Annotated in this window: 18 protein-coding genes and 1 pseudogene; 7 read left to right on the top strand and 12 right to left on the bottom strand. The window is 61.4% G+C overall.

Going from position 1 to position 19,030, the window contains the following annotated elements; genetic code table 11:
* Nucleotides 1-323: 323 nt before the first annotated feature.
* The 5 genes from C6558_RS08860 to C6558_RS08835 all read right to left on the bottom strand — a co-directional run bounded on the left by C6558_RS08860 (nt 324) and on the right by C6558_RS08835 (nt 4,586).
* The gene (locus tag C6558_RS08860; RefSeq protein WP_107027150.1) at nt 324-1,235 is read right to left on the bottom strand and encodes a DMT family transporter; all 912 of its coding nucleotides are present in this window, start codon (nt 1,233-1,235) and stop codon (nt 324-326) included.
* 355 nt (nt 1,236-1,590) lie between these two features.
* Nucleotides 1,591-1,899 carry a hypothetical protein gene (locus C6558_RS08850; RefSeq protein WP_051509209.1) on the bottom strand — a complete coding sequence of 103 codons (309 nt, stop codon included), beginning with the start codon at nt 1,897-1,899 and terminating at the stop codon, nt 1,591-1,593.
* Nucleotides 1,900-2,090: 191 nt separating this feature from the next.
* On the bottom strand, nt 2,091-2,750 hold the full coding sequence (locus C6558_RS08845; RefSeq protein ID WP_038577200.1) for a L,D-transpeptidase: 660 nt from the start codon (nt 2,748-2,750) through the stop codon (nt 2,091-2,093).
* A 47-nt stretch (nt 2,751-2,797) separates the two neighbouring features.
* On the bottom strand, nt 2,798-3,727 hold the full coding sequence (locus tag C6558_RS08840; RefSeq protein WP_207207598.1) for a glycine betaine ABC transporter substrate-binding protein: 930 nt from the start codon (nt 3,725-3,727) through the stop codon (nt 2,798-2,800).
* A 334-nt stretch (nt 3,728-4,061) separates the two neighbouring features.
* Nucleotides 4,062-4,586 carry a metal-dependent hydrolase gene (locus C6558_RS08835; RefSeq protein WP_084815346.1) on the bottom strand — a complete coding sequence of 175 codons (525 nt, stop codon included), beginning with the start codon at nt 4,584-4,586 and terminating at the stop codon, nt 4,062-4,064.
* A gap of 256 nt (nt 4,587-4,842) precedes the next feature.
* Here C6558_RS08835 and C6558_RS08830 point away from each other — a divergent pair, with 256 nt between their 5' ends.
* From C6558_RS08830 to C6558_RS39625, 4 genes are all read left to right on the top strand, one after another.
* The gene (locus tag C6558_RS08830) at nt 4,843-5,028 is read left to right on the top strand and encodes a cold-shock protein (protein WP_057247483.1); all 186 of its coding nucleotides are present in this window, start codon (nt 4,843-4,845) and stop codon (nt 5,026-5,028) included.
* 271 nt (nt 5,029-5,299) lie between these two features.
* Entirely contained in the window at nt 5,300-5,587 is a 288-nt protein-coding gene (locus C6558_RS08825) for a hypothetical protein (RefSeq protein WP_025427570.1), read from the top strand.
* A gap of 15 nt (nt 5,588-5,602) precedes the next feature.
* The gene (locus C6558_RS08820) at nt 5,603-5,818 is read left to right on the top strand and encodes a hypothetical protein (RefSeq protein ID WP_025427571.1); all 216 of its coding nucleotides are present in this window, start codon (nt 5,603-5,605) and stop codon (nt 5,816-5,818) included.
* A gap of 97 nt (nt 5,819-5,915) precedes the next feature.
* The gene (locus C6558_RS39625) at nt 5,916-6,116 is read left to right on the top strand and encodes a hypothetical protein (protein WP_025427572.1); all 201 of its coding nucleotides are present in this window, start codon (nt 5,916-5,918) and stop codon (nt 6,114-6,116) included.
* A gap of 231 nt (nt 6,117-6,347) precedes the next feature.
* On the opposite strand, the gene C6558_RS08810 is transcribed toward C6558_RS39625, so the two are convergent.
* The 3 genes from C6558_RS08810 to C6558_RS08800 form a co-directional block, all read right to left on the bottom strand.
* Nucleotides 6,348-6,557 (bottom strand): cold-shock protein, encoded by a 210-nt coding sequence (locus tag C6558_RS08810; RefSeq protein ID WP_025427573.1) that lies wholly within the window; start codon nt 6,555-6,557, stop codon nt 6,348-6,350.
* Between the two features lie 357 nt (nt 6,558-6,914).
* The gene (locus tag C6558_RS08805) at nt 6,915-7,211 is read right to left on the bottom strand and encodes a hypothetical protein (protein WP_025427574.1); all 297 of its coding nucleotides are present in this window, start codon (nt 7,209-7,211) and stop codon (nt 6,915-6,917) included.
* 531 nt (nt 7,212-7,742) lie between these two features.
* Entirely contained in the window at nt 7,743-8,099 is a 357-nt protein-coding gene (locus C6558_RS08800) for a helix-turn-helix domain-containing protein (protein WP_082523501.1), read from the bottom strand.
* A gap of 143 nt (nt 8,100-8,242) precedes the next feature.
* Here C6558_RS08800 and C6558_RS08795 point away from each other — a divergent pair, with 143 nt between their 5' ends.
* Nucleotides 8,243-9,124: an NAD(P)-dependent oxidoreductase gene (locus tag C6558_RS08795; protein WP_057206190.1), complete on the top strand. Its 882-nt coding sequence runs from the start codon at nt 8,243-8,245 to the stop codon at nt 9,122-9,124.
* A gap of 163 nt (nt 9,125-9,287) precedes the next feature.
* Here the strand turns inward: C6558_RS08795 and C6558_RS08790 are convergent, their stop codons facing one another.
* Nucleotides 9,288-10,325: an MBL fold metallo-hydrolase gene (locus tag C6558_RS08790; RefSeq protein WP_025427577.1), complete on the bottom strand. Its 1,038-nt coding sequence runs from the start codon at nt 10,323-10,325 to the stop codon at nt 9,288-9,290.
* Between the two features lie 261 nt (nt 10,326-10,586).
* Nucleotides 10,587-11,246, bottom strand: a complete 660-nt coding sequence (locus C6558_RS08785) for a peroxiredoxin (RefSeq protein WP_025427578.1) — start codon at nt 11,244-11,246, stop codon at nt 10,587-10,589.
* Nucleotides 11,247-11,668: 422 nt separating this feature from the next.
* Here C6558_RS08785 and C6558_RS08780 point away from each other — a divergent pair, with 422 nt between their 5' ends.
* A complete protein-coding gene (locus C6558_RS08780; RefSeq protein ID WP_057206253.1) occupies nt 11,669-13,453 on the top strand; it encodes an adenylate/guanylate cyclase domain-containing protein in 1,785 nt (594 codons plus the stop codon).
* A 206-nt stretch (nt 13,454-13,659) separates the two neighbouring features.
* Here C6558_RS08780 and C6558_RS08775 read toward each other — a convergent pair whose 3' ends face one another.
* A complete protein-coding gene (locus C6558_RS08775; protein WP_025427580.1) occupies nt 13,660-15,969 on the bottom strand; it encodes a rhodanese-like domain-containing protein in 2,310 nt (769 codons plus the stop codon).
* A gap of 228 nt (nt 15,970-16,197) precedes the next feature.
* On the opposite strand from C6558_RS08775, the pseudogene C6558_RS08770 reads away from it, so the two are divergent.
* Nucleotides 16,198-17,573: pseudogene (locus tag C6558_RS08770) on the top strand (transposase).
* Nucleotides 17,574-17,971: 398 nt separating this feature from the next.
* Here the strand turns inward: C6558_RS08770 and C6558_RS08765 are convergent.
* Entirely contained in the window at nt 17,972-18,928 is a 957-nt protein-coding gene (locus C6558_RS08765; RefSeq protein WP_107027148.1) for an MYG1 family protein, read from the bottom strand.
* Between the last annotated feature and the right edge of the window lie 102 nt (nt 18,929-19,030).

Raw genomic sequence — 19,030 nt, 5'->3', positions numbered from 1 at the left:
AAAGCTTTTCAGGAAAATATACTTTATTGATCAACGTCAATTCAGAAACACAATCTTGCAACGCAACAGAAAAATACTGCAACGCACAAACGGATAACCAGTCAAATTCCACGGAAACCTCAACCAGAAAGAGTATCGCGGAGGTAACAGTCATGGCTCGCAACCGTCCCCAGGCTGGCTGGTTGCGTTACATGGCCGCGCCGACCAGTCCGGCCACGAACGTCTCCCGATAGGCTAAAGCTCAGGTGGGCCCGATGGCCGCCGCACCGTACAGGCAATGATCGCCGCAGGCCGACCCTCAGTCTTGCTGAAAGCTCACCGGGTTAGCGTCCGCGCTCGAATTTCGGTTTTGCCTGACGTGCCGTCCGCCGTGGCTTGAAAAGCATATCCTTGGCGGCAAGCATCGCCCCGACCGTGATCATGACGCAGGCGACCGCGATCGACCAATGGAACATGCCAAACCCTGCCAGCAGCAGGACGATGACCGAGAGCAGCGGCGCGGCATAAGAAAGAGCGCCGAGGATCATGATGTCGCCGTGCTTGCAGCCATAGTCCCAGGCGTAGAAACCCGCTCCGAGCGGTATAGCGCCCAGAATGGCGATCGCGGCCCATTGCACCGACGTTTCCGGCCAGACGGTGGTTTCCAGTGTCAGATGCAGCGCAAGCGCAACGACTGCGGTGATCAGGCAATAACCCGCCACCACATCGGTTGGCACCTGGCCGAACCGGCGCGACAGTACGGAATAGCCGGACCAGACGAAGGCGCAGAACAGGGCGATCAGATGGCCAGGCTTCACGCCCTCGGCCAGCCCGACGCTGCCGCCCTTGGTAATCACCAGAATGGCGCCGGCGAGACCGAGGATCACGCCGAGAATGTGGTGCAACTGCAGCCTCTCGCCCGGCAGGAATGCCGCAAACACCACGATCAGCAACGGCCACGGATAGGCGATCAGGCTCACCTCGACCGGCGGCGCCGACTGGATCGCGAAGAAATAGGCGCAGTGGTAGATGCAGAGCCCGGCAGTGCCGAGCGCCCAGACCTGCCATGGCTGGCGCAGCGACTTGATTGCGGCCGGACGAAAGACCCAGCTCGAGGCTCCGACAAGCCCGCCAAGCAGAAACGTCATCGCGGCCAGCTGAAACGGCGGGATCGGCCCGGCAGCGGTGGAAAGAAGCGCAAGGAACGACCAGGTCACGATCGCCAGAAAGCCGATCAGCGTCGGTATCGTCGTCATGTCGCATGGCCTCCATCCGCAAGCGCATGTTTTCGCATGGAAAGGGCGTTCTCCACTGCCGCATACGGTCAATCGCTAACGGAAATGCGACGTGGCGGCGCGTTGGGGCATCGCCCCCTTTGTCACATCAAGCGGATTGATGGTTGCGCGCGCTGCACCGCCTTGAGCTGGCGCCACCTCCAGGAGAAGTCATGCGGAAATTCGAGGCGCGACCAAGAACCATTGCGCCCTATATTGCGGGCCGCCGGCGCGTTGCGCCGAACGATCGCGACCCGAAACCGCGCGGGCGGTTTCGGGTCGTCGATAGGAGGCAACATAAGGCCGGAAGCATTGATCCGTCCTCACGCGCCGTGCGTCAGGCGGCCGGCTGGACCGACTTCACGCTGCCGCTGGTGTCGACGATGCAGTTGAACTTTCGTCCGCCGGCGTCGAGATCGACGCTGTAGGATGTCGCGTCCAGCTGGCGCGAGCTTGTGGGCAGAACCTTGCTGCTATCGACCTTGGCGGTGCCGGCCGCCGCATTGGCGCAGATCAGCTGCAGATCGGCCGGCGCCGTCTGCAAGCTCGTGCGCGCCATTTCCTCCGGCTTCGGGGGCGCCGACTGGCAGCCGCCGAGAATGGCAAGGCCAACGCCTGCCGCGACAAACAAGTTCCTTGAACGCATCGTCCCCTCGATCACAAAAAGTCCTCCCCTTCCAGATCCTGTGGCTTGCTGCCCGGCCTACCCTTGTCTCAAAGGCAGGCTGAGATCAGACACCTGTCGCAACGCAATTTCCTAAACAGTCCGGTTTCATCACGCCTGCGAGACGCACCTGCCCGACACGCCGTCAGGTTCGCTGCCGCCGGTTTGTCTCGTCAAACACCCTTGTAGAGTGCCGCGCCCTGCATCAGCACGATCACCTTCGCCCCGACCTCCACGCGTGAGTGCAGGTCGGTGACGTCATCATTGTTCATGCGGATGCAGCCGGACGACACGTCGAGCCCGATGGTCCAGGGCTCCACCGTCCCGTGGATGCGGTAGATCGTGTCCTGGTCGCCCTCATAGAGATAGAGCGCGCGGGCGCCGAGCGGGTTGTCCGGGCCGCCGGGCATGCCTGCCGCCCATTTCGCAGCGTTCGGATCGCGCGCCACCATTTCGGCCGGCGGCGTCCAGGTCGGCCACTCCGCCGTGCGCCCGACGCGCACGATGCCGGCCCAGCCGAAGCCCTCGCGGCCGACACCGATGCCGTAGCGGATCGCCTGCCCGCCGGGCTGGACCAGATAGAGAAAATGCTGGTTGCCGTCGATGATGATCGTGCCCGGCTTTTCCGCCGTGCGGAACGGCACCACCTGCCGGCGAAAGGCCTCGGGCAGCTGATTGTTGCGGGCAAAATATTGCCGCGCTTTCTTCTTGTCGTAGTTGACCCATTTCTTGGTCCTGGCGTCATAGATCTGGGTCTGCGCCAGCGCCACCAGGGGGCCGAGACAAACGCCTGCGGCCAGCATCACCAGCCCGAGCTTGCGCGCCCGGGTCATGAACCTGGCGCGTCCTGCATCGGCTGCGTTTCGATCCGGTGTTGTCGTCATGGTTTCGCCCACCCGTCGATGCGTGCCGTGTTGTCGTCCACCCATTTCTTCGCGTAGTCGGCCGGCGCCTGCCGCTCGACCTCCAGCGCGTAGCTCATCTTCGTCACTTCTTCCGGCGAGAAATCGACCTGATCCAGGAACTTGGCGATGTCAGGATGTTTCTTGCCGAAGCCGGTGGCGTAGGCGATCTGGAAATGCGCCGCGTCCCAGGAGGTCGCAGCCGTCGACTTGCTGATCCACAAGGGGTCATCCGCACCGACGATCTTCCACTTGGCCGGATCGTGCGGCGGCTCCTCGATGCGCGCAATCTTGTGCAGCTCGAAGACGTGGTGCGGAGCATAGCAGTAAAACACCATCGGCCGCGCCGTCGCGATCGCCGCGTCAACCCCTGCCATTGCCACCTCTTCTTCCGCCTCGAACAGCGTCAGGTTGGCGCCATAGCCATAGCTGTTGGCCCGGGTGCGCTCGATACCGGTCGAAAGCCAGGTCGGCGCGCCGATCCAGAGCTCGCCCTTGCCGTCGCCGTCGGTGTCGAGGATCTTGGTCTTCTCGGGGTCGCTAAGGTCGGCGATCGTCTTGATCGTCGCTGCCGCCTCCGGCGTGGCACAGAGCCCCTGCCAGGCGGGCACGCTGCGTGCGCTGAGCGTTGCCACACCCTTGTCTGTCACATATTTCTTGACGATGTCCCCGAAATTGGGCTGCCAGACTTCCGGCTGGATATCGACATCGCCGGTCTCGAAGCCGACGAAGGCGTTGAGCGTGCCGAGCTCCTTGACCTCGGCATCAAGGCCGAATTTCTTGGCAATGCTGACCTTGAGGATATTGGCCGTCGCCTGGCCGGACGGCCAGTTGGGCATGGCGATCACCAGATCCGCCGCCATCACGGGGGCAGCGGAGCCGAGCAGAAGCACCAGGCAAGCAGACATGCAGAACTCTAGACGTCTCTTCACAGTCCCCTCCGAACAGCATTGACCGATCGACTTGAATGACTTGCGAATGCGTATTGAAAGCGGCACAGGCAGCGGGCGTACCCGCACCCCGGGAGCGGGCGTACCCGCACCCCATCGAATGCAACTGTTCCTGTATCCGGGCCGCTTACCGGCCCCGGCGCCGTTTTCCGCCGCCCTGTCTTCTTTGGCCGGCAGGATGCCTACAGGATCGACATCCGTCAACGCCCGGTTACACCGGACGTTGAAATGGCTGTGATTTTCTCTATCAGCCGGCAGTTGTCCCCAGAGCTGGCGAGCTATGGTCCAACCGTTATTTGACCGCAGGCAGTGCAGCCACCCGGCCGCGCCATCGCCGCCAGTCGAGCGTGGCGGCGACGGCGGCCGAAACCACGATCAGCAGCTCGGCCATGAAGGTCCAGTGGAAGAGGAAGTTGAGATACCAGGGTTTGTAGAGCGCCTGGACGTGCACGAGGTTCACGCGAAGATCCGATAACGGATGGAACCAGCGAATATCGGCGGCGACCGAGTCCAGGAGCAGATGCAACAGCACGTTCGCGAGCCCGACGCTGACGAGAATGAGCTGATTGCGCCTGCCACTCAGCGTCAACGCCAGCGCCAGAGCTGCTGCGGCAGCCAGCCAGAACAGCGGCGTGTGCGTCCAATAGTCATGGTGCGCCGTTCGCCGGCCGTCGACCAGATAGAAATAGGCGAGATCACAATCCGGCAGCACCGAACAGACAATCCCTGTGGCAATGATCGCGCCGGATTGAGTCGGTCTACCACGCGCGATGAAACGGCTGAGCAGGTAGCCCGCCGGCAGATGAGCAACGAACAAGAACGATCCCCCGGACAATTGACGCATGACGCGAACAGGAACGCGATTGCAACTCATCTGGTCGAATTCGTGGCGACCTTGCGTTAGACGCAATTAAAGCTCACAGTATCTTATCGACATTGGCCATTATGGCTTTTCGCGGCGTCAGAGGCTCTCGACCCGCCATCTTTCCCCATATCGAGCGTTGAAGTGTGCGCGCCGCGCACGCTCGACATCCCTCGAACGCCCATGTGCTGACATGATCACAGGAACGATCATGCGTTTCGACTTCAATCGCGGCTACGGCTTCGTTCAGCCGGAAGACGGTGGTCGCGCAGTCTACGTCGATGCGCGGGCGCTCTATAGGTCAGGCATCAAATCGATCTTTCCCGGGCAGACTTTCCGCTTCGAGATCTGGAAAGACGAAAAGGGGCGCATCGCCGCCCGCAACCTGCGGCTCTGACGCAGTCGAAACAGATCGTCCTACTGCCTGTTTCCTTAAATCCTATTCGATTTAAGGATGAAAACATGCAGCCACTCAAAGGGCTACAGCGACCTTTGCACGTCTAATAAGACGCGCGGCGCTGTAGTCGCAACGCCGCGCAAATGCCGGCGATAGAGCACATTGCGCAAAAGTGCGTAGCGGTTTTGCGATCACGGCATGCGCAAAAACAAGAGCTTGAAACGCAATAAGCGCCCCTCGGAGATCGCGGCCCGCTTTAGAAGGAGACGTCATGTTCAGCCGAACCAAGCACCGCACCGTCCACTTCAGTGAACCCTTCCAATTGCCGGATGTCGAAGGAGTGCTCGCGGCTGGAGACTATGAGGTGGATGATGACGAGGAACTGATCGAAGGCATTTCGTGGCTCGCCTATCATCGCGTCGCCACCTTCATCAAGGTGCCGGCAACCGCGGACAATGACCATCGCATGCGCATGGTCGCAATCGCGCCGGATGAGCTCGATCGCATCATCGCTATCGACCGCGCCAAGCATGCCTTCGTCCCGGCACCCCAACCCTGAAGAGGTCAAGAACCAATGCCCGCACATCGCTTCGCCGTTGGATTATCGGTCCGTCTCAGGGATCGCAGCCATATCTCGCCGATTGCCGCGGAAACCTACCGCATCACCGCCATCATGCCCGTTCGCGACAGCCAGCCCCAGTACAGAATTCGCAACGACGAACTTGGCCAGGACCGCGTCAGCAAAGAGGAAAACCTGGAGCCGATCGAGTGGGGCATGCCCCGCCACTAGATCGCTTCGGAAACGCTCTATCTGTTTGTTTTTACGCATTTCCGGACGGAAAACCGCTTCGCACTTTTCCTGGAAATGCTCCAACCGAGGAACCGCCATGACCTATTACGGAAAACTGAGACAGCTGCTCCAGTGGAAAGGCGCGCCGGCCATGGTGCCCATCACCAAGCCGCCGACGCGAAAACCGTCTCTCCGCAAGCCAAAAACCCTGTCGGACGACGAGCAGAAGGGTGCGAACGAGAGCGCCGTCAAATCGCGGCGCGGCCGCGAAACGCTGGAGCGGCATCGCCTCTTGTGAACGGTGGCAACGGGATTTGTTTGAACACGCGCCACGACGGCAAGGGCGCAGGCAGACGGGCGAGCCCGAGGGCGCGGTCGTCTGTGACGACGGCAATCGCCACGCGTCGCAGTCTTGCGGGCTGAAAAGCGCCCAAAGAAAAAGGCCGGGAAATCCCGACCTTCTCAATATCGTCTCAATGGCCAGTGCCAGTACATCCGTGGTCAAGGACCAGAGACGAAATATCGGTGATTACGCAGCCGACAGGTTGTCGGCAGCGCTCTTGCCCGAACGTGCATCGCGAACGATGTCGAAACGGACCTTCTGGCCTTCAACGAGCGAGCTCATGCCAGCGCGTTCAACAGCAGAAGCGTGCACGAAAACGTCGGTTGCGCCGTCGTCCGGAGCGATGAAGCCAAAACCCTTGGTGGTGTTGAAGAACTTTACGGTTCCAGTATTCATAAGAAATTCCTTTCAATCAAAAGTTCGCCTCCCGACTTTGGGCCGGACAAGGCAGTAAGATCGATTTTGATAGGAAAGGTCAGCTTGAACGCCGGTCGGCGAGAAAACAAAGCTCAGCAAGCAAGATCGATGGCAGACCCTTTACAGGCACATTGTGTTCTTAGCAAGGAGCAAGATCGACTACGGAAATACGTAAGGGCTCCGTACACCATTTTCGATGGCCTAACTTGCGCGCATCCCGCCCGGCCGATGGCAGCCTTGACCGGGCACGCGGCTGGGTTGGTTTGTCGGCCGGGCGTGGCGTCCGCGCCCGCGATGCATTCCTCGGCGAGCGGCGCTGCCTGCCGGCAGATGCGCCTACTTGATCGTGCAGATGCCGTTGGCTCCGCCCTTACCAGTATAGGAGACGGCGGGCGAACCGTCCGGGTTGACGCTGAGCGAAATCGTCACCCCGCCGCCCTTGGCTTCGAAGTAGTTGTCGTTGAATTTCTTCAGCTTGCCTTCCTTGCCGTTGATATAGATCGGCCCGCCCTCATCGGCGTGCACCTCGATATTGCCAGGGCAGGAAGCATTGACCAGCGGAATGCCGGCAACGGCCTCGCCGGCCAGAGCAAATGCAGCGATTGCGGCAGCAGCACGCAGGCACGTCTTCATGACACTCTCCTTGGGAACCGTGGTCGACAGCACCGGGGGCAGAAACCGGCGGCCGGATCGTGGCAGCATGAGAATGGGTGTCAAGCAAGAGTGCAACCGCAGCAAGGCGTTGGCATGCGGCCCATTGCCGCCACCGCGACATCATCGACGGCATGCTCCTTCGTTTGGCATCTGGCTCAGGGAGCAATCCACGGCAGCTTTCAAGCGTCGCAGCGCCGTTCAGGCGTGATCTGTCGCGACGCCACGGCCAAACGAGAAAAGACCCGCCGCGGTCAGCACGCGACGGGTCTTTGGCAGATGCGGATCACCAACGGGGAGGCTCGTTGGGATCACGTGAACCAGCTGACTGGGAGGCGATCAGTTGGTTCGCATTGCTCTTGGCAAAGGTCTTTGCCTTGCATGTGTTGGATATTAGCCGAGCGATCTGCCAGGAGGTGTTCCCAGGGTAACAGGCACGAAAAAATCATCGGAAGCGGCGGGGCATGCTCAGCTTGTCCCTGCCCAATGTTCGCACCGGTCACCCCAACCGCCTCAGGCAACCACAGCATCGTCGACGACGGCCACTGAACCCTTGCCATGCCGACCGCCCTCTTCCCCCCAACGACACAAGGCGGCGGCCGCAACGTTGAGCGCCGCGCCGCGCTCCGTCAGGGAGTAGACAACCTTTGCCGGCAGCGACGAATAAACCGTACGATCGACCAGTCCATCCGCCTCCAGCTCGCGCAGCGGCTGGGCCAGCATCTTTTCGCTGATCGCCGGGATGGACTGGCGTAGGCGGCCAAACCGGCGCGCCGCCTTTCCAAGCTCGCAGAGGATATCGACCTTCCACTTGCCCTCGATCGCCTTGAGTGCGGTGGCAAAGCCGCAATTTTCCATGGTCGGGTTCACGATATCCTCCTTACTATCCGGGGAGTAAGCACTTACCCCACGGTAAGCGCTTACCGGCCGGTGCGTATTGCGCACGTCCGGCGCCACCATACCTCTGGCCAGCGACGGCAAAAGCGTCGCGCCAACGGATATGGAGTTTTGCAATGAAGCCATCAATGAGTGTTTTGGGAACGGGACGCATGGGATCGGCGCTGGCGCGCGCCCTGCTCCAGGCCGGGTATCGCACCACGGTCTGGAACAGGACAAGGGAGAAAGCCGAGCCGCTCACGGCACTCGGCGCCACCTTAGCGCCGACCGTCCGCCAGGCGATTGACGCGTCCGAGATCGTCATCGTCAATGTCAGCGACTATGCCGCCACCGCAGCGTTGCTGCGCGCAAACGACGTTGCGCCCGGCCTGGCAGGCAAGCTGATCGTTGAGTTGACCTCGGGGACGCCTGAGGGCGCGCGCGAAACCAGCGGGTGGGCCGCGACCCATGGCGCCCAATACATCGATGGCGCCATCCTGGCGACGCCCGACTTCATCGGCACCGATGCGGGCACGATCCTGCTATCGGGCGCGCTTGAACCCTTCACCGCCAACGAGACTGTGTTTCGCGCGCTCGGCGGCAATGTCCAGCACATCGGCACCGAACCGGGGCGCGCCAACGCGCTCGATAGCGCCCTCCTCGCGCTGATGTGGGGGGCGCTCTTCGGCGGGCTGCACGCGATCGCCGTCTGCCGAGCCGAAGACATCGACGTTGGCGAACTGGGACGCCAATGGAAGGCGACCGCGCCCGTCGTCGAAGGGCTGGTCGCCGACCTGATCAAGCGGACCGGTGCCGGACGGTTTGCCAGCGACGCGGAAACGCTGTCGTCGATCTCGCCGCATTACGGCGCGTTCCAGCATCTCAAGGACCTGATGGAAGCGCGCAGCATCGATCGGACCGTAGTCGACGGTTATGACGCGATCTTCAGCCGGGCGATTGCATCGGGCCATCTGCATGACGACTTCGCCGCCCTCTCCCAGTTCATGGGCAAGGCGTAGCGCCCTCAAGCAAACAGGGAACATCTCACCTATTCCCGGACCGGCCGCCATTCCGAGCTGGCTAGGGATCAGCCCTTGGATCGGATCCGATCCAAGGAGAAATCATGCAGTAACTTTAAAGCGTTACAGCGTCGTTCGCGCGTCATGTTCGACGCGCGGCGCCTTAGCGCACCAGCGGCCCGTTTGCCTTTTTCCAGGCATCGATGCCGCCCTCGATATGGCAGGCGCTGATCAGTCCGGCGGCTTGCGCCGCCTGGACCGCCATCGCCGAGCGTTCGCCGAAGGCGCAATAAAAAACGATGCGCTTGCCCGTCGCAAGCGCCAGTTCATGCAGCATGCCGCCAGCGCCGATGTTTTCCCGCAGTTCCGGATAGGGTGCGTGCAGCGCACCGGGAATGGCGCCGTGCTTTTCCCGCTCCGCCTTCTCGCGCAGATCGACGATTGCGACATCCGAACGGCCCCTGAGCGCCAGGGCTTCCACCGCCGAAACCGCCCAGCCCTTGGCGGCGATCTCGTCCTGATGCAGGCCGACATGGATATTGGCCGGCACTGCCACATCCATCATCTTCGGGTTCGGCAGGTTGAGATTGTTCATCAGGTCGACATATTCGTCGACCGATTGCACCTTGAGGCGCGGATTGAAGCGCTTTTCCTCGCCGATGGTCGAGACCGTGTCGCCCTTATAGTCGTGGGCCGGATAGACCAGGGTGTCGTCGGGCAGCTTCAAGAGCTTGTTGAAGATCGAATCATATTGCTGGCGCGGGTCGCCGTTCTGGAAATCCGTGCGCCCCGTGCCGCGGATGAGCAGCGTGTCGCCGGTAAACACCCGCCCACCCGTCAGGAACGAATAGCTGTCGTCCGTATGGCCAGGCGTGTAGAGCACGTCGAGGCTGAGGCCCTCGATCGAAACACGGTCGCCCTCGGCCACCCGCATCGAAACCACATCGGCCGCCGTTTGCTCGCCCATGACGGTGATGCAATGGGTGCGATCGCGCAGCGCCCCGAGCCCGGTGATGTGGTCGGCATGCAGATGCGTGTCGACCGCCTTGACCAGTTTCAGGTCAAGCTCGCGCACCAGCTGCAGATAGCGGTCGACCTTTTCCAGAACCGGGTCGATGATCAGCGCCTCTCCCCCCTGCCTGGAGGCAATGAGGTAGGTATAGGTGCCGGACGTACTGTCGAAGAGTTGGCGGAAGATCATCGGTTTCTCCCTAGAGCATGTCGCGCAAAAGTGCTCAGCGGTTTTGCGATGACGACATGCGCAAAAACAAGAGCGTAAAGCGCAGCAAGCGAATCCTAGAGATCGCGACGCGCTTTAGTGCAAGCCCGCTGCATCCCGCGGGACAAATCTCATCCGCGGGATGTCTCGTACTTCAAGAAGCGGCTGCATGATCCTTGCCGAGACCGGCTCCGGCCCAGGGCGTCATGCAGTGGCGCGGGCGCGGCAGGCCGCCTCCCGCGATTACTTCGGCTGCGGCACGATCCGGATATAGGGTTTTGGTGCGCGCCAGCCTTCCGGATACTTCTGCTTGGCTTCCTCGTCGCTGACCGAGCCGGCGATGATCACGTCTTCGCCGTTCTTCCAGTTCACCGGCGTTGCCACCTTGTGCTTGGCCGTCAGCTGCAGCGAATCGATCACCCGCAGCACCTCGTCGAAGTTGCGACCGGTGGTCATCGGATAGATCAGGATCAGCTTGACCTTCTTGTCCGGCCCGACGACGAAGACGTTGCGCACAGTCTGGTTATCGGCGGCGGTGCGCTGCGTCGGGTCGCCCGATACCGGCGCCGGCAGCATGCCGTAGAGCTTCGACACGTTGTAGTCGACGTCGGCGATCATCGGAAAGTTCGGCGTGGCTCCCTGCGTTTCCGCGATGTCGCTGACCCAGCCGGCGTGGCGGTCGAGCGGATCGACGGAGAGCCCGATGATCTTTACCCCGCGCCGGTCGAATTCCGGCTTGATCTTGGCCATGTAGCCAAGCTCGGTGGTGCAGACTGGCGTGAAATCCTTCGGATGCGAGAACAGCACGGCCCAGGAATCGCCGATCCAGTCGTGAAACTGGATCTTGCCTTCCGTGGTTTCCGCCTGGAAATCCGGTGCGATGTCGTTGATTGCAAGTGTCACGATAGACCCCATCATTTGAATATGCTGGCTTCAGCCATACAAGGCGGGAAGTGTGCCACTTTTGGTGCGATAGGCAACTTCTAAAGATGAGGTAGAGAGACGAGAGGCGGCCGCCTTGCCGCTGTGGTAATCTGCGTCATATCAGTCTGTGCTGATATGACCGATTGCGTGGGACCGTGTGCGGTCATCCGGCGAGGAGCAGACCTCGGAGCGATGCCTTGGCATCGGTTAAGGATTGCGACGCGGCCGGTGGTCGACAGGCGGCCCACCCGAAGGGCCGGACACTTTTGGCCCGCTGATGGCGTCGACAATCCTTACCGGACCGCTTGGGTCCGGCTCCGGTTGTCTTCTTGCCGGAGAACAAAATCGCTCCGGCGCAGGAGGTCAATATCGGTGCAGGTTGGTATCAGGTCGGAGCTGCCATGAGCGATACGCGAAAAATTGCGGCCATCCTTGTCGCCGACGTGGTCGGGTACAGCCGGCTCGCCGGCGCCGACGAGGAGCGTATCCTGGCGCGGCTGCGCACGCTGCGCAGCGACCTGATCGACCCCACCATCGCCGTCTACAACGGCCGCATCGTCAAGCGCACCGGCGATGGCAGCCTCATCGAGTTCCGCAGCGTCGTCGATGCCGTGCGCTGCGCCATCGAGGTGCAGAGCGCCATGCTGGAGCGCAACGCCGGCGTGCCCGAGGACCGGCGCATCGAGTTCCGCATCGGCATCCACCTCGGCGATGTCGTCGAGGAAAGCGACGGCGACCTGATGGGCGACGGCGTCAACATCGCCTCGCGGCTGGAAGGCATCGCCCGCCCCGGCGCGATCTGCCTTTCCGAGGATGCCTACCGTCAGGTCAAGGCGCGGCTGGACCTTACGGCAACCGACCTTGGTGCCACGCAGCTGAAGAACATCGTCGAGCCGATCCGGATCTACGCGCTGGAGATCGGCGTTGCCCGCGCGGCCAATGGCCCCGCCCCTGCCCCGACGCCGGCAAAGGCGCAGCCGCCGAGCCCGTACCGCCTGCCGGAAAAGCCTTCGATCGCCGTGCTCGCCTTCGACAACATGAGCGGCGATGCCGAGCAGGAATATTTCTCCGACGGTATCAGCGAGGACATCATCACCGACCTTTCCCGGCTGTCGGAGCTGCATGTCATCGCCCGCAACTCGTCCTTCGTCTACAAGAACGCGGCGGTGTCCGTGCCTGAGGTCGCCAAGGCGCTCGGCGTGCGCTACGTGCTCGAAGGCAGCGTGCGCAAGGCCGGCAACCGCGTGCGCGTCACCGCGCAATTGATCGACGCCAACGATGGCGGCCACGTCTGGGCCAATCGCTTCGACCGCGATCTCACCGATATCTTCGCGGTGCAGGACGAACTGACGCGGGAGATCGTCACTGCGCTGAAAGTCCAGTTGACCGGCGGCGACAAAAGCTCGCTTGCCGGCGGCCGCCCGGTCGACGTCAAGGCCTACGAGCTGCTCTTGCGCGGCCGCGAGCAGGCGTCTGCGCACACGCTGCTCGCCAATGCTGCCGCACGCAGCCTCGCCGAAGCCGCTGTTGCCATCGACCCCGACTATGCCGCCGCCCATGCGCTCATCGCCTTCACCCATGTGCTCGACTATATCAACGACTGGAGCGCCGATCCCGAGCAGTCGCTGAGCACCGGCCGTGCGCTTGCCGAACGGGCAGTCGCGATGGCGGACGACCAGCCCGACTGCCACTGCGCGCTCAGCGTCGCCTGCATGTGGATGAGAGAGCTGGACCGGGCGCGGGACGAGGCGCATCTGGGGCTGGCGCTGGCGCCCAACTCGGTGCAGCTCCACATGGCGCTCGCCCATGCGCTGATCTTCTCCGGCGAACCGAAGGCAGCGCTCGACGAACTCGACATCTCCATGCGGCTCGACCCGCTCTATCCCGAAGTGCTTTTACAGTTCCTCGCCGACGCCCACTTTTCGCTCGGCGCTTACGAAACGGCGATCCTGGCGATCGAGGCCCGACTGATGCGAAACCCGCATTCGGAAACCGCCTTTGCCCTGCTCGCCTCCTGCCACGGCCATCTCGGCCATCTGGACCAAAGCCGCCAGGCCTGGAACCGCGCGCTGGAACTCAACCCCAATTTCTCCATCCCCCGCCGCCGCCGCGTCCTGCCCTTCCGCAACCCGGATGATTTTGAGCGTCGAGTGGAAGGGTTGCGCAAGGCGGGGCTGGTGGAGTGAGAGGCCGGGAAGCACTTTGCGTGCCTGGCTCGGCACATTCAAGACATACAGACTGTTTGCGAAAGTAGCGCAGCTAACCGTTCGGGTCACAACACGTGTGAAGGTCATCTCTGCAAGACATTGAACGACTGGATTGCGCCAAAGGTGGTCACAATGATCCGGATTGCGTTTGGTGGCCACATGGTTTCATGTGGCTCTTGCTCAATCTATCTCTTGACCTCGATTACAAGTGGATAGCCCTCGTCGTCCCACTCCAAAAAACCGCCGGCAAAATAGTAGATGTGCGTGTAACCCCAGGCGATCGCCTTGGCCGAAGCATAAGCGGCATAGGTGCAACTCTTGCCCTGACAATAGAAGGCGACCTCACCTTCCTTTCCCCCCACCATGGCAAGGCTTTCCTTTGATAGGCCGGTGACGAGGGATAGGTTGATGGCCTTGGGGATATGGCCATTGTCATAGTTAAGCGAAGCACGCACATCGATGAAGGGCACGCCGCGTGCGAGCAGCGCCTTTGCTTCCGTGACATCGATTTTTATGGTTCTGTCGACACTGAGTTCGCCCTTGGTCAGCGCCATAAACTTCACGTAGTCGTCAAGGGCGAGGTCTGTGCCAGCCCCCTCGGGCAATCCGGCCTTGCGGAGTCCCTCCTGCAGGCGCGTGATGTAAGGCCTATGGTAGCTGAATGCGCTACCATACCAATCATAAGCACTTTCCTGGACGGTGAGCGGATCGCCCAAGAAGGACATGGCCAGCGTGTTATACTGGTCGATCAGCGTCTGAATGCCGTCAGTGCGCCCGAGATGTCCGTAGCTTGCTATCAGGGTGGCGTAATCTGCCCGGAGATCGGACTTTTTGCCGATCACGCGTTCAAAGGTGTCGACGGCTTCGACATATTTTCCCTGGGAAAAGAACGAGACTGCGAGCATGCGCAGCGTTGCACGCGAGGGATGGGGATCGAACCTCATCGCCAGGCGGGCCTGCTGTTCCGCCTCAGTTGCGCGTCCCTTCGCGTTGAGAATCCGCGCCAGGCCGACATGGTTGTCAGGATCATTCGGCGCAAGCTTCATCGCCCGGTCGATGGCAGTGAATGCTTCGTCATAGCGACCCTGCTGCGCAAGCACCTGCGCCGATATCGCATAGGCAAGCGGCGTCGGCTTCTCCATAGCCTTTGCTAGATTTCTGATGAGGTTCTTTGAAGCGGTCTCCCGACGGTAAAAATCCCAGGACAAGATGCTCGTCCGCCAGTTTGCTGCTGCCAGTGACGCATAGGCGCGGCTATAGTTTGGATCGAGTACGATCGCCTTCTGGAAGAAGTCGGAGGCCGTGGCCGTTTCGGCCTCGCTGTCCCGGCGAAGATGATCCCAACCCCGCAACAGCGAATCGTAGGCTTGCGGATTCGTCGTTTCCGGCACCGCTGCCACGCTTCGCTCGGCACTCGTCAGCTTCACTGAAAGAGTTGAAACGATCTGTCCGATCACCCTGTCCTGCAGCCCGAACACGCCGCTCATTTCCCCATCATAGCGCTCGGCCCAGAGGTGATGTCCGTCGATCGCGTCAATCAACTGGGCATTGACACGAACATGGTTTCCCTCTCGACGTACGCTGCCCTCCAGGATGTAATGGACGCCCAGTTCCTCGGCCACCTGCTGAACTTTGGTGGGCTTGCCCTTGTAGGTGAAGGTCGAGTTGCGCGCGATCACGAAGATGCCAGACAGTTTTGAGAGTTCGGTGATCAAGTCGTCGGTCATCCCGTCGGCAAAATAGCTCTGCCCCGCATCAGAGCTGAGATTGTCGAATGGCAGGACGGCGATGGAGGGCGTTTGGGGTAGCGGAAAAGCCATCCGCGCAACGGACGCCGCGTCAGCACTTTCGCGCGTTTGGGCCAGCCAAACTGCTGGAACGCTTATCAGGAGCAGGAAGGCCAAAGCAGCCGGGATTCTCCAACGGCGAAAGCTTTTGAGGTTGAAGCGTCGCAGCCGAGTATTTCCCTCGAACCTCACCCGGTAGACACGGACGGGCCGCTGGATATTCTTCACATGCTGCTCGCCGATAAATTCCAGCGGCAATTCGAACTTGCCCTGCAAGTGATCGAAAGCAGTGCCAGATACGAAAAGTCCCCCTGGCTCACACATCTGCTCAAGGCGAGCCGCGACGTTGACGCCATCGCCCAGCAAATCATCCTCGTCGACAACCACATCTCCGAGATTGATGCCCATGCGGAGGAGAAGTCGACGCTGGACTGGGACATCCACTTGGCACGCAGCGACCTTACTTTGTGACGCGACTGCGCAAGCCACGGCGTCGACGACGGAGCCAAATTCCACGATCGCACCATCGCCCATGAGTTTCACGATGCGTCCGTGATAATCTTCCATAAAGGGATCGAAGATTTCGGAACGCCATGCCTTGATTGCAGCCAGGGTCCGGGCCTCGTCGGCTTCGATGAGTCGCGAATAACCGACAATGTCGACGGCAAGAATTGCCACCAGCCGCCGTTCTGCGCGAACTGCTTCCATAGCCACCTCTCCCAAAGGTGTAGAGAAGGCCTCGCTCTTGCGTTGGTCAGGGGCGGGAACTCTAGCTTCCGAAGCTACGCTTGTTTCCTCGCTCGTGCCAGATTTATTGCCTGACTCGGGACCTTGCCGGAATGGCCGCTTCGGGCCGATACTGTTGAAAAACTCGGTATTGCCGGTACTTGGGACGCGTGATTCAATCCTCTGAGTGATTTGCAGGGGATCAGGTGAATGATGGGATGTCAGGCGGCTCCGGCGCAGCTCTTCTACGACTTCTGCCTCAAAGATCACGTCCCTGCTGACCATCTGCTGCGCGGGATAGACCGCCATCTCGACCTCGACAGCGTGCGAGCACCGTTGAAGCCGTTCTACAGCAACACAGGTCGTCCTTCGGTTGCCCCTGAGCTGATGATGCGGATGCTGATCATCGGCTATTCGATGGGTATCCGCTCGGAACGGCGACTTTGCGAGGAAGTCCACCTCAACCTTGCCTATCGTTGGTTCTGCCGCCTCGGACTGGACGGCAAGGTACCGGATCACTCCAGCTTCTCGAAGAACCGTCATGGCCGGTTCCGGCAAAGCGACATCCTGCGGCACCTATTCGAGACGGTGGTGGAACGCTGTCTTGCCCAGGGACTGGTGGGCGCGGAAGGGTTTGCCGTCGATGCCTGATCGCCGCAGACGCCAACAAGCAGCGTTCTGTGCCTGGTGCGGAGTGGGAAGTCAAAGACGATGCCAGCCGCTCGGTCCAGGAATACCTTGCAGTTCTTGATGATGCCGCTTTCGGTGCGGCATCGCCGGTGACGCCGAAGTTCATCTCGCCTTCCGATCCAGCAGCGCAATGGACGGGTGCCCACAAAGGCCATGCCTTCTTCGCCTACGCCACCAACTATCTGATCGATACCGATCATGGCGTCATTCTGGACGTGGAGGCGACACGTGCGATCCGCCAGGCAGAGGTCGGAGCATCCCGCACAATGCTCGACAGGACCGAGAACCGCTTCGGCTTGAAGCCAGACTATCTGGCAGCCGATAGCGCTTATGGTTCTGCCGACAATCTGGCCTGGCTGGTCAAGGAGAAGAAGATCGCGCCGCACATTCCTGTCTTCGACAAATCGAACCGGACGGACGGGACCTTCTCGCGTTCGGACTTCACCTGGGAGGCCGAGAATGATCGCTACGTCTGCCCTGCGGGAAAGGAATTGAAGCAGTTCCATCGAACCTATGCAACGCCCAGATCAGGGATCACGAGCGAAGGAACACGACTCTATCGCGCCAGCAAAAAGAACTGCGACCCGTGCGAATTAAAGCTTCGCTGCTGCCCGAACATGCCTATGCGCAAGGTGCCGCGTGATCTCAACGAGGATGCCCGCGATGTTGCCCGAGCTATTGCCACCACACCTGAATACGTGCAGTCCCGACATCGTCGCAAGAAGGTAGAAATGCTCTTTGCCCACCTCAAGCGCATTCTGCGGATGGCGCGTTTGAGGCTAAGAGGACCGTGCGGTGCGCGAGACGAATTCTTGCTGGCAGCAACCGCCCAAAACCTCAGGAGGCTCGCGAAACTCAGGCCGCAAAGGTCGCTATACCGCGCCATCGCCGCATGAGCGCGGCATACATCGATACCTTGCGCTAAGGCGCAGGGCAGATAACCGATGACCCCGCGCCCAAAAGACCAAAACGGGCGGATGGGCGGAAATCCATCGAGTTTTTCAACGAAATCGGCCGACTGCGGACGTAATGATTGCAAAGCGCCAGAAAGAAAGCCAGTCCGGCAAAGACGACGACAGGCAGATACTGCGGCCGCTTCGCGAATAGGTTGGTGCCATCAGCCGGCTGCGGGCGGGAACTCTCTCCCCACATAAGCCGTATCCCGCATGCCGGACACAGAGAGTGCTTGGCCGTTTCTGGTCACTTCGGCCAAGTCCGACGAGTGGTGCAGCGCTTCCTCAACAAGCCCATGGCAGCAAGTGGTCGGACTGCACCACAATCGTCACTCGATGGCTCACGCCACCTGAGCAGCCGTCGCTTGCCCTTGCGCGACAGAGACAGCCTCCGTTACCGCCAGTTCCGCCATCGCCAGCGCCGCCTCGCGGGTTTTGGCGGCGGCGATGAAGCGGCCGTTGTGGCAGAAGGTGGCGCCCGCAACGCCGCAGGCGGCCTCGAGGTCGGCGTTGGTGAGGCCGGCCCAGGCGGCCGGCAGGTCGGCGCGCAGCTCGAAGCCCTCGTCGGCGCGGCGGATGCCGGTCAGGCACCAGTCCTTGTCGCGCGGGTGGACGACAAACTGCAGGTGATCGGCGCCTGCCTTGACGATGGCGGGACGGAACGGCATGCCCATCGGCAGCTCCAGCACACGGGCCTCGCCGGTATCGACGATCGCCTGGTGCACGACGGCTTCCGCACGCAGTTTTGCGGCGCTACGGCCGATGCTGGCCTCGACGAAACTGCGGGCGATGGCGAGGGCTGAATGGAAGGCGCGATCATCGGCGCCGGGATCGGTCTCGTCGAAAACCGGTTTCAGGGTTTCGAGCAGCGCCGGCAGCGTCAGTCCGGCGAGCGGCCCGGCAACGGAGGGGCTGAGCGCGCCATTGTCCACCAGATCGATTGGCAGCACGAAGCTCTTGTCGAAGGAGGCGTGCACCGCCTCGACATGCGCTTCCGGGACACCGGAGGCGGCGAGATAATCGCGGCCATAATGCTTCCAGATCAGGCCGAACGAGCTGTAGGGCTGGCCATCATCGCGCAGCGGTGCGCCGCGCTGGTGATGGTCGAAGATCCTGGTTTCAGCGTCATAGGCGCCGCCGACGTCGTAGATGATGCGGTCGGTGCCGGGTGTGATCCACTCCGGCGCCCGGCTGCGCACGATCTTCGCCTCAGGGAACAGCCGGGTCAGGATGACGCTCGACATGAGCTCATCGGCATGGAAGCCACCGGAATGGGTGACGAGGAATTCTGGGCTCATGCCGGGATACGCCTTGTGGTTTTCTGAAGAAAGTTCGCCCGAGGGGCGTTTGCGATGGCACCAGATAGCCTTTGCCAGACGCCATCTCAACCCTCTGATCGC

Origin of the sequence: Ensifer sp. NM-2 (genome assembly GCF_003024455.1) — a bacterium.
GTDB classification, from domain to species: domain Bacteria; phylum Pseudomonadota; class Alphaproteobacteria; order Rhizobiales; family Rhizobiaceae; genus Ensifer; species Ensifer canadensis.
This window is presented reverse-complemented; position numbering and strand designations above follow the sequence as displayed.

Excerpts from the sequence above, each read along its gene's own strand:
- C6558_RS08860 (WP_107027150.1), bottom strand. The coding sequence starts at position 1,235 with ATGACGACGATACCGACGCTGATCGGCTTTCTGGCGATCGTGACCTGG.
- C6558_RS08780 (WP_057206253.1), top strand. The coding sequence starts at position 11,669 with ATGAGCGATACGCGAAAAATTGCGGCCATCCTTGTCGCCGACGTGGTC.
- C6558_RS08795 (WP_057206190.1), top strand. The coding sequence starts at position 8,243 with ATGAAGCCATCAATGAGTGTTTTGGGAACGGGACGCATGGGATCGGCG.
- C6558_RS08805 (WP_025427574.1), bottom strand. The coding sequence starts at position 7,211 with ATGAAGACGTGCCTGCGTGCTGCTGCCGCAATCGCTGCATTTGCTCTG.
- C6558_RS08810 (WP_025427573.1), bottom strand. The coding sequence starts at position 6,557 with ATGAATACTGGAACCGTAAAGTTCTTCAACACCACCAAGGGTTTTGGC.
- C6558_RS08790 (WP_025427577.1), bottom strand. The coding sequence starts at position 10,325 with ATGATCTTCCGCCAACTCTTCGACAGTACGTCCGGCACCTATACCTAC.
- C6558_RS39625 (WP_025427572.1), top strand. The coding sequence starts at position 5,916 with ATGACCTATTACGGAAAACTGAGACAGCTGCTCCAGTGGAAAGGCGCG.
- C6558_RS08765 (WP_107027148.1), bottom strand. The coding sequence starts at position 18,928 with ATGAGCCCAGAATTCCTCGTCACCCATTCCGGTGGCTTCCATGCCGAT.
- C6558_RS08850 (WP_051509209.1), bottom strand. The coding sequence starts at position 1,899 with ATGCGTTCAAGGAACTTGTTTGTCGCGGCAGGCGTTGGCCTTGCCATT.
- C6558_RS08825 (WP_025427570.1), top strand. The coding sequence starts at position 5,300 with ATGTTCAGCCGAACCAAGCACCGCACCGTCCACTTCAGTGAACCCTTC.
- C6558_RS08830 (WP_057247483.1), top strand. The coding sequence starts at position 4,843 with ATGCGTTTCGACTTCAATCGCGGCTACGGCTTCGTTCAGCCGGAAGAC.
- C6558_RS08775 (WP_025427580.1), bottom strand. The coding sequence starts at position 15,969 with ATGGAAGCAGTTCGCGCAGAACGGCGGCTGGTGGCAATTCTTGCCGTC.
- C6558_RS08840 (WP_207207598.1), bottom strand. The coding sequence starts at position 3,727 with ATGTCTGCTTGCCTGGTGCTTCTGCTCGGCTCCGCTGCCCCCGTGATG.
- C6558_RS08820 (WP_025427571.1), top strand. The coding sequence starts at position 5,603 with ATGCCCGCACATCGCTTCGCCGTTGGATTATCGGTCCGTCTCAGGGAT.
- C6558_RS08845 (WP_038577200.1), bottom strand. The coding sequence starts at position 2,750 with ATGACCCGGGCGCGCAAGCTCGGGCTGGTGATGCTGGCCGCAGGCGTT.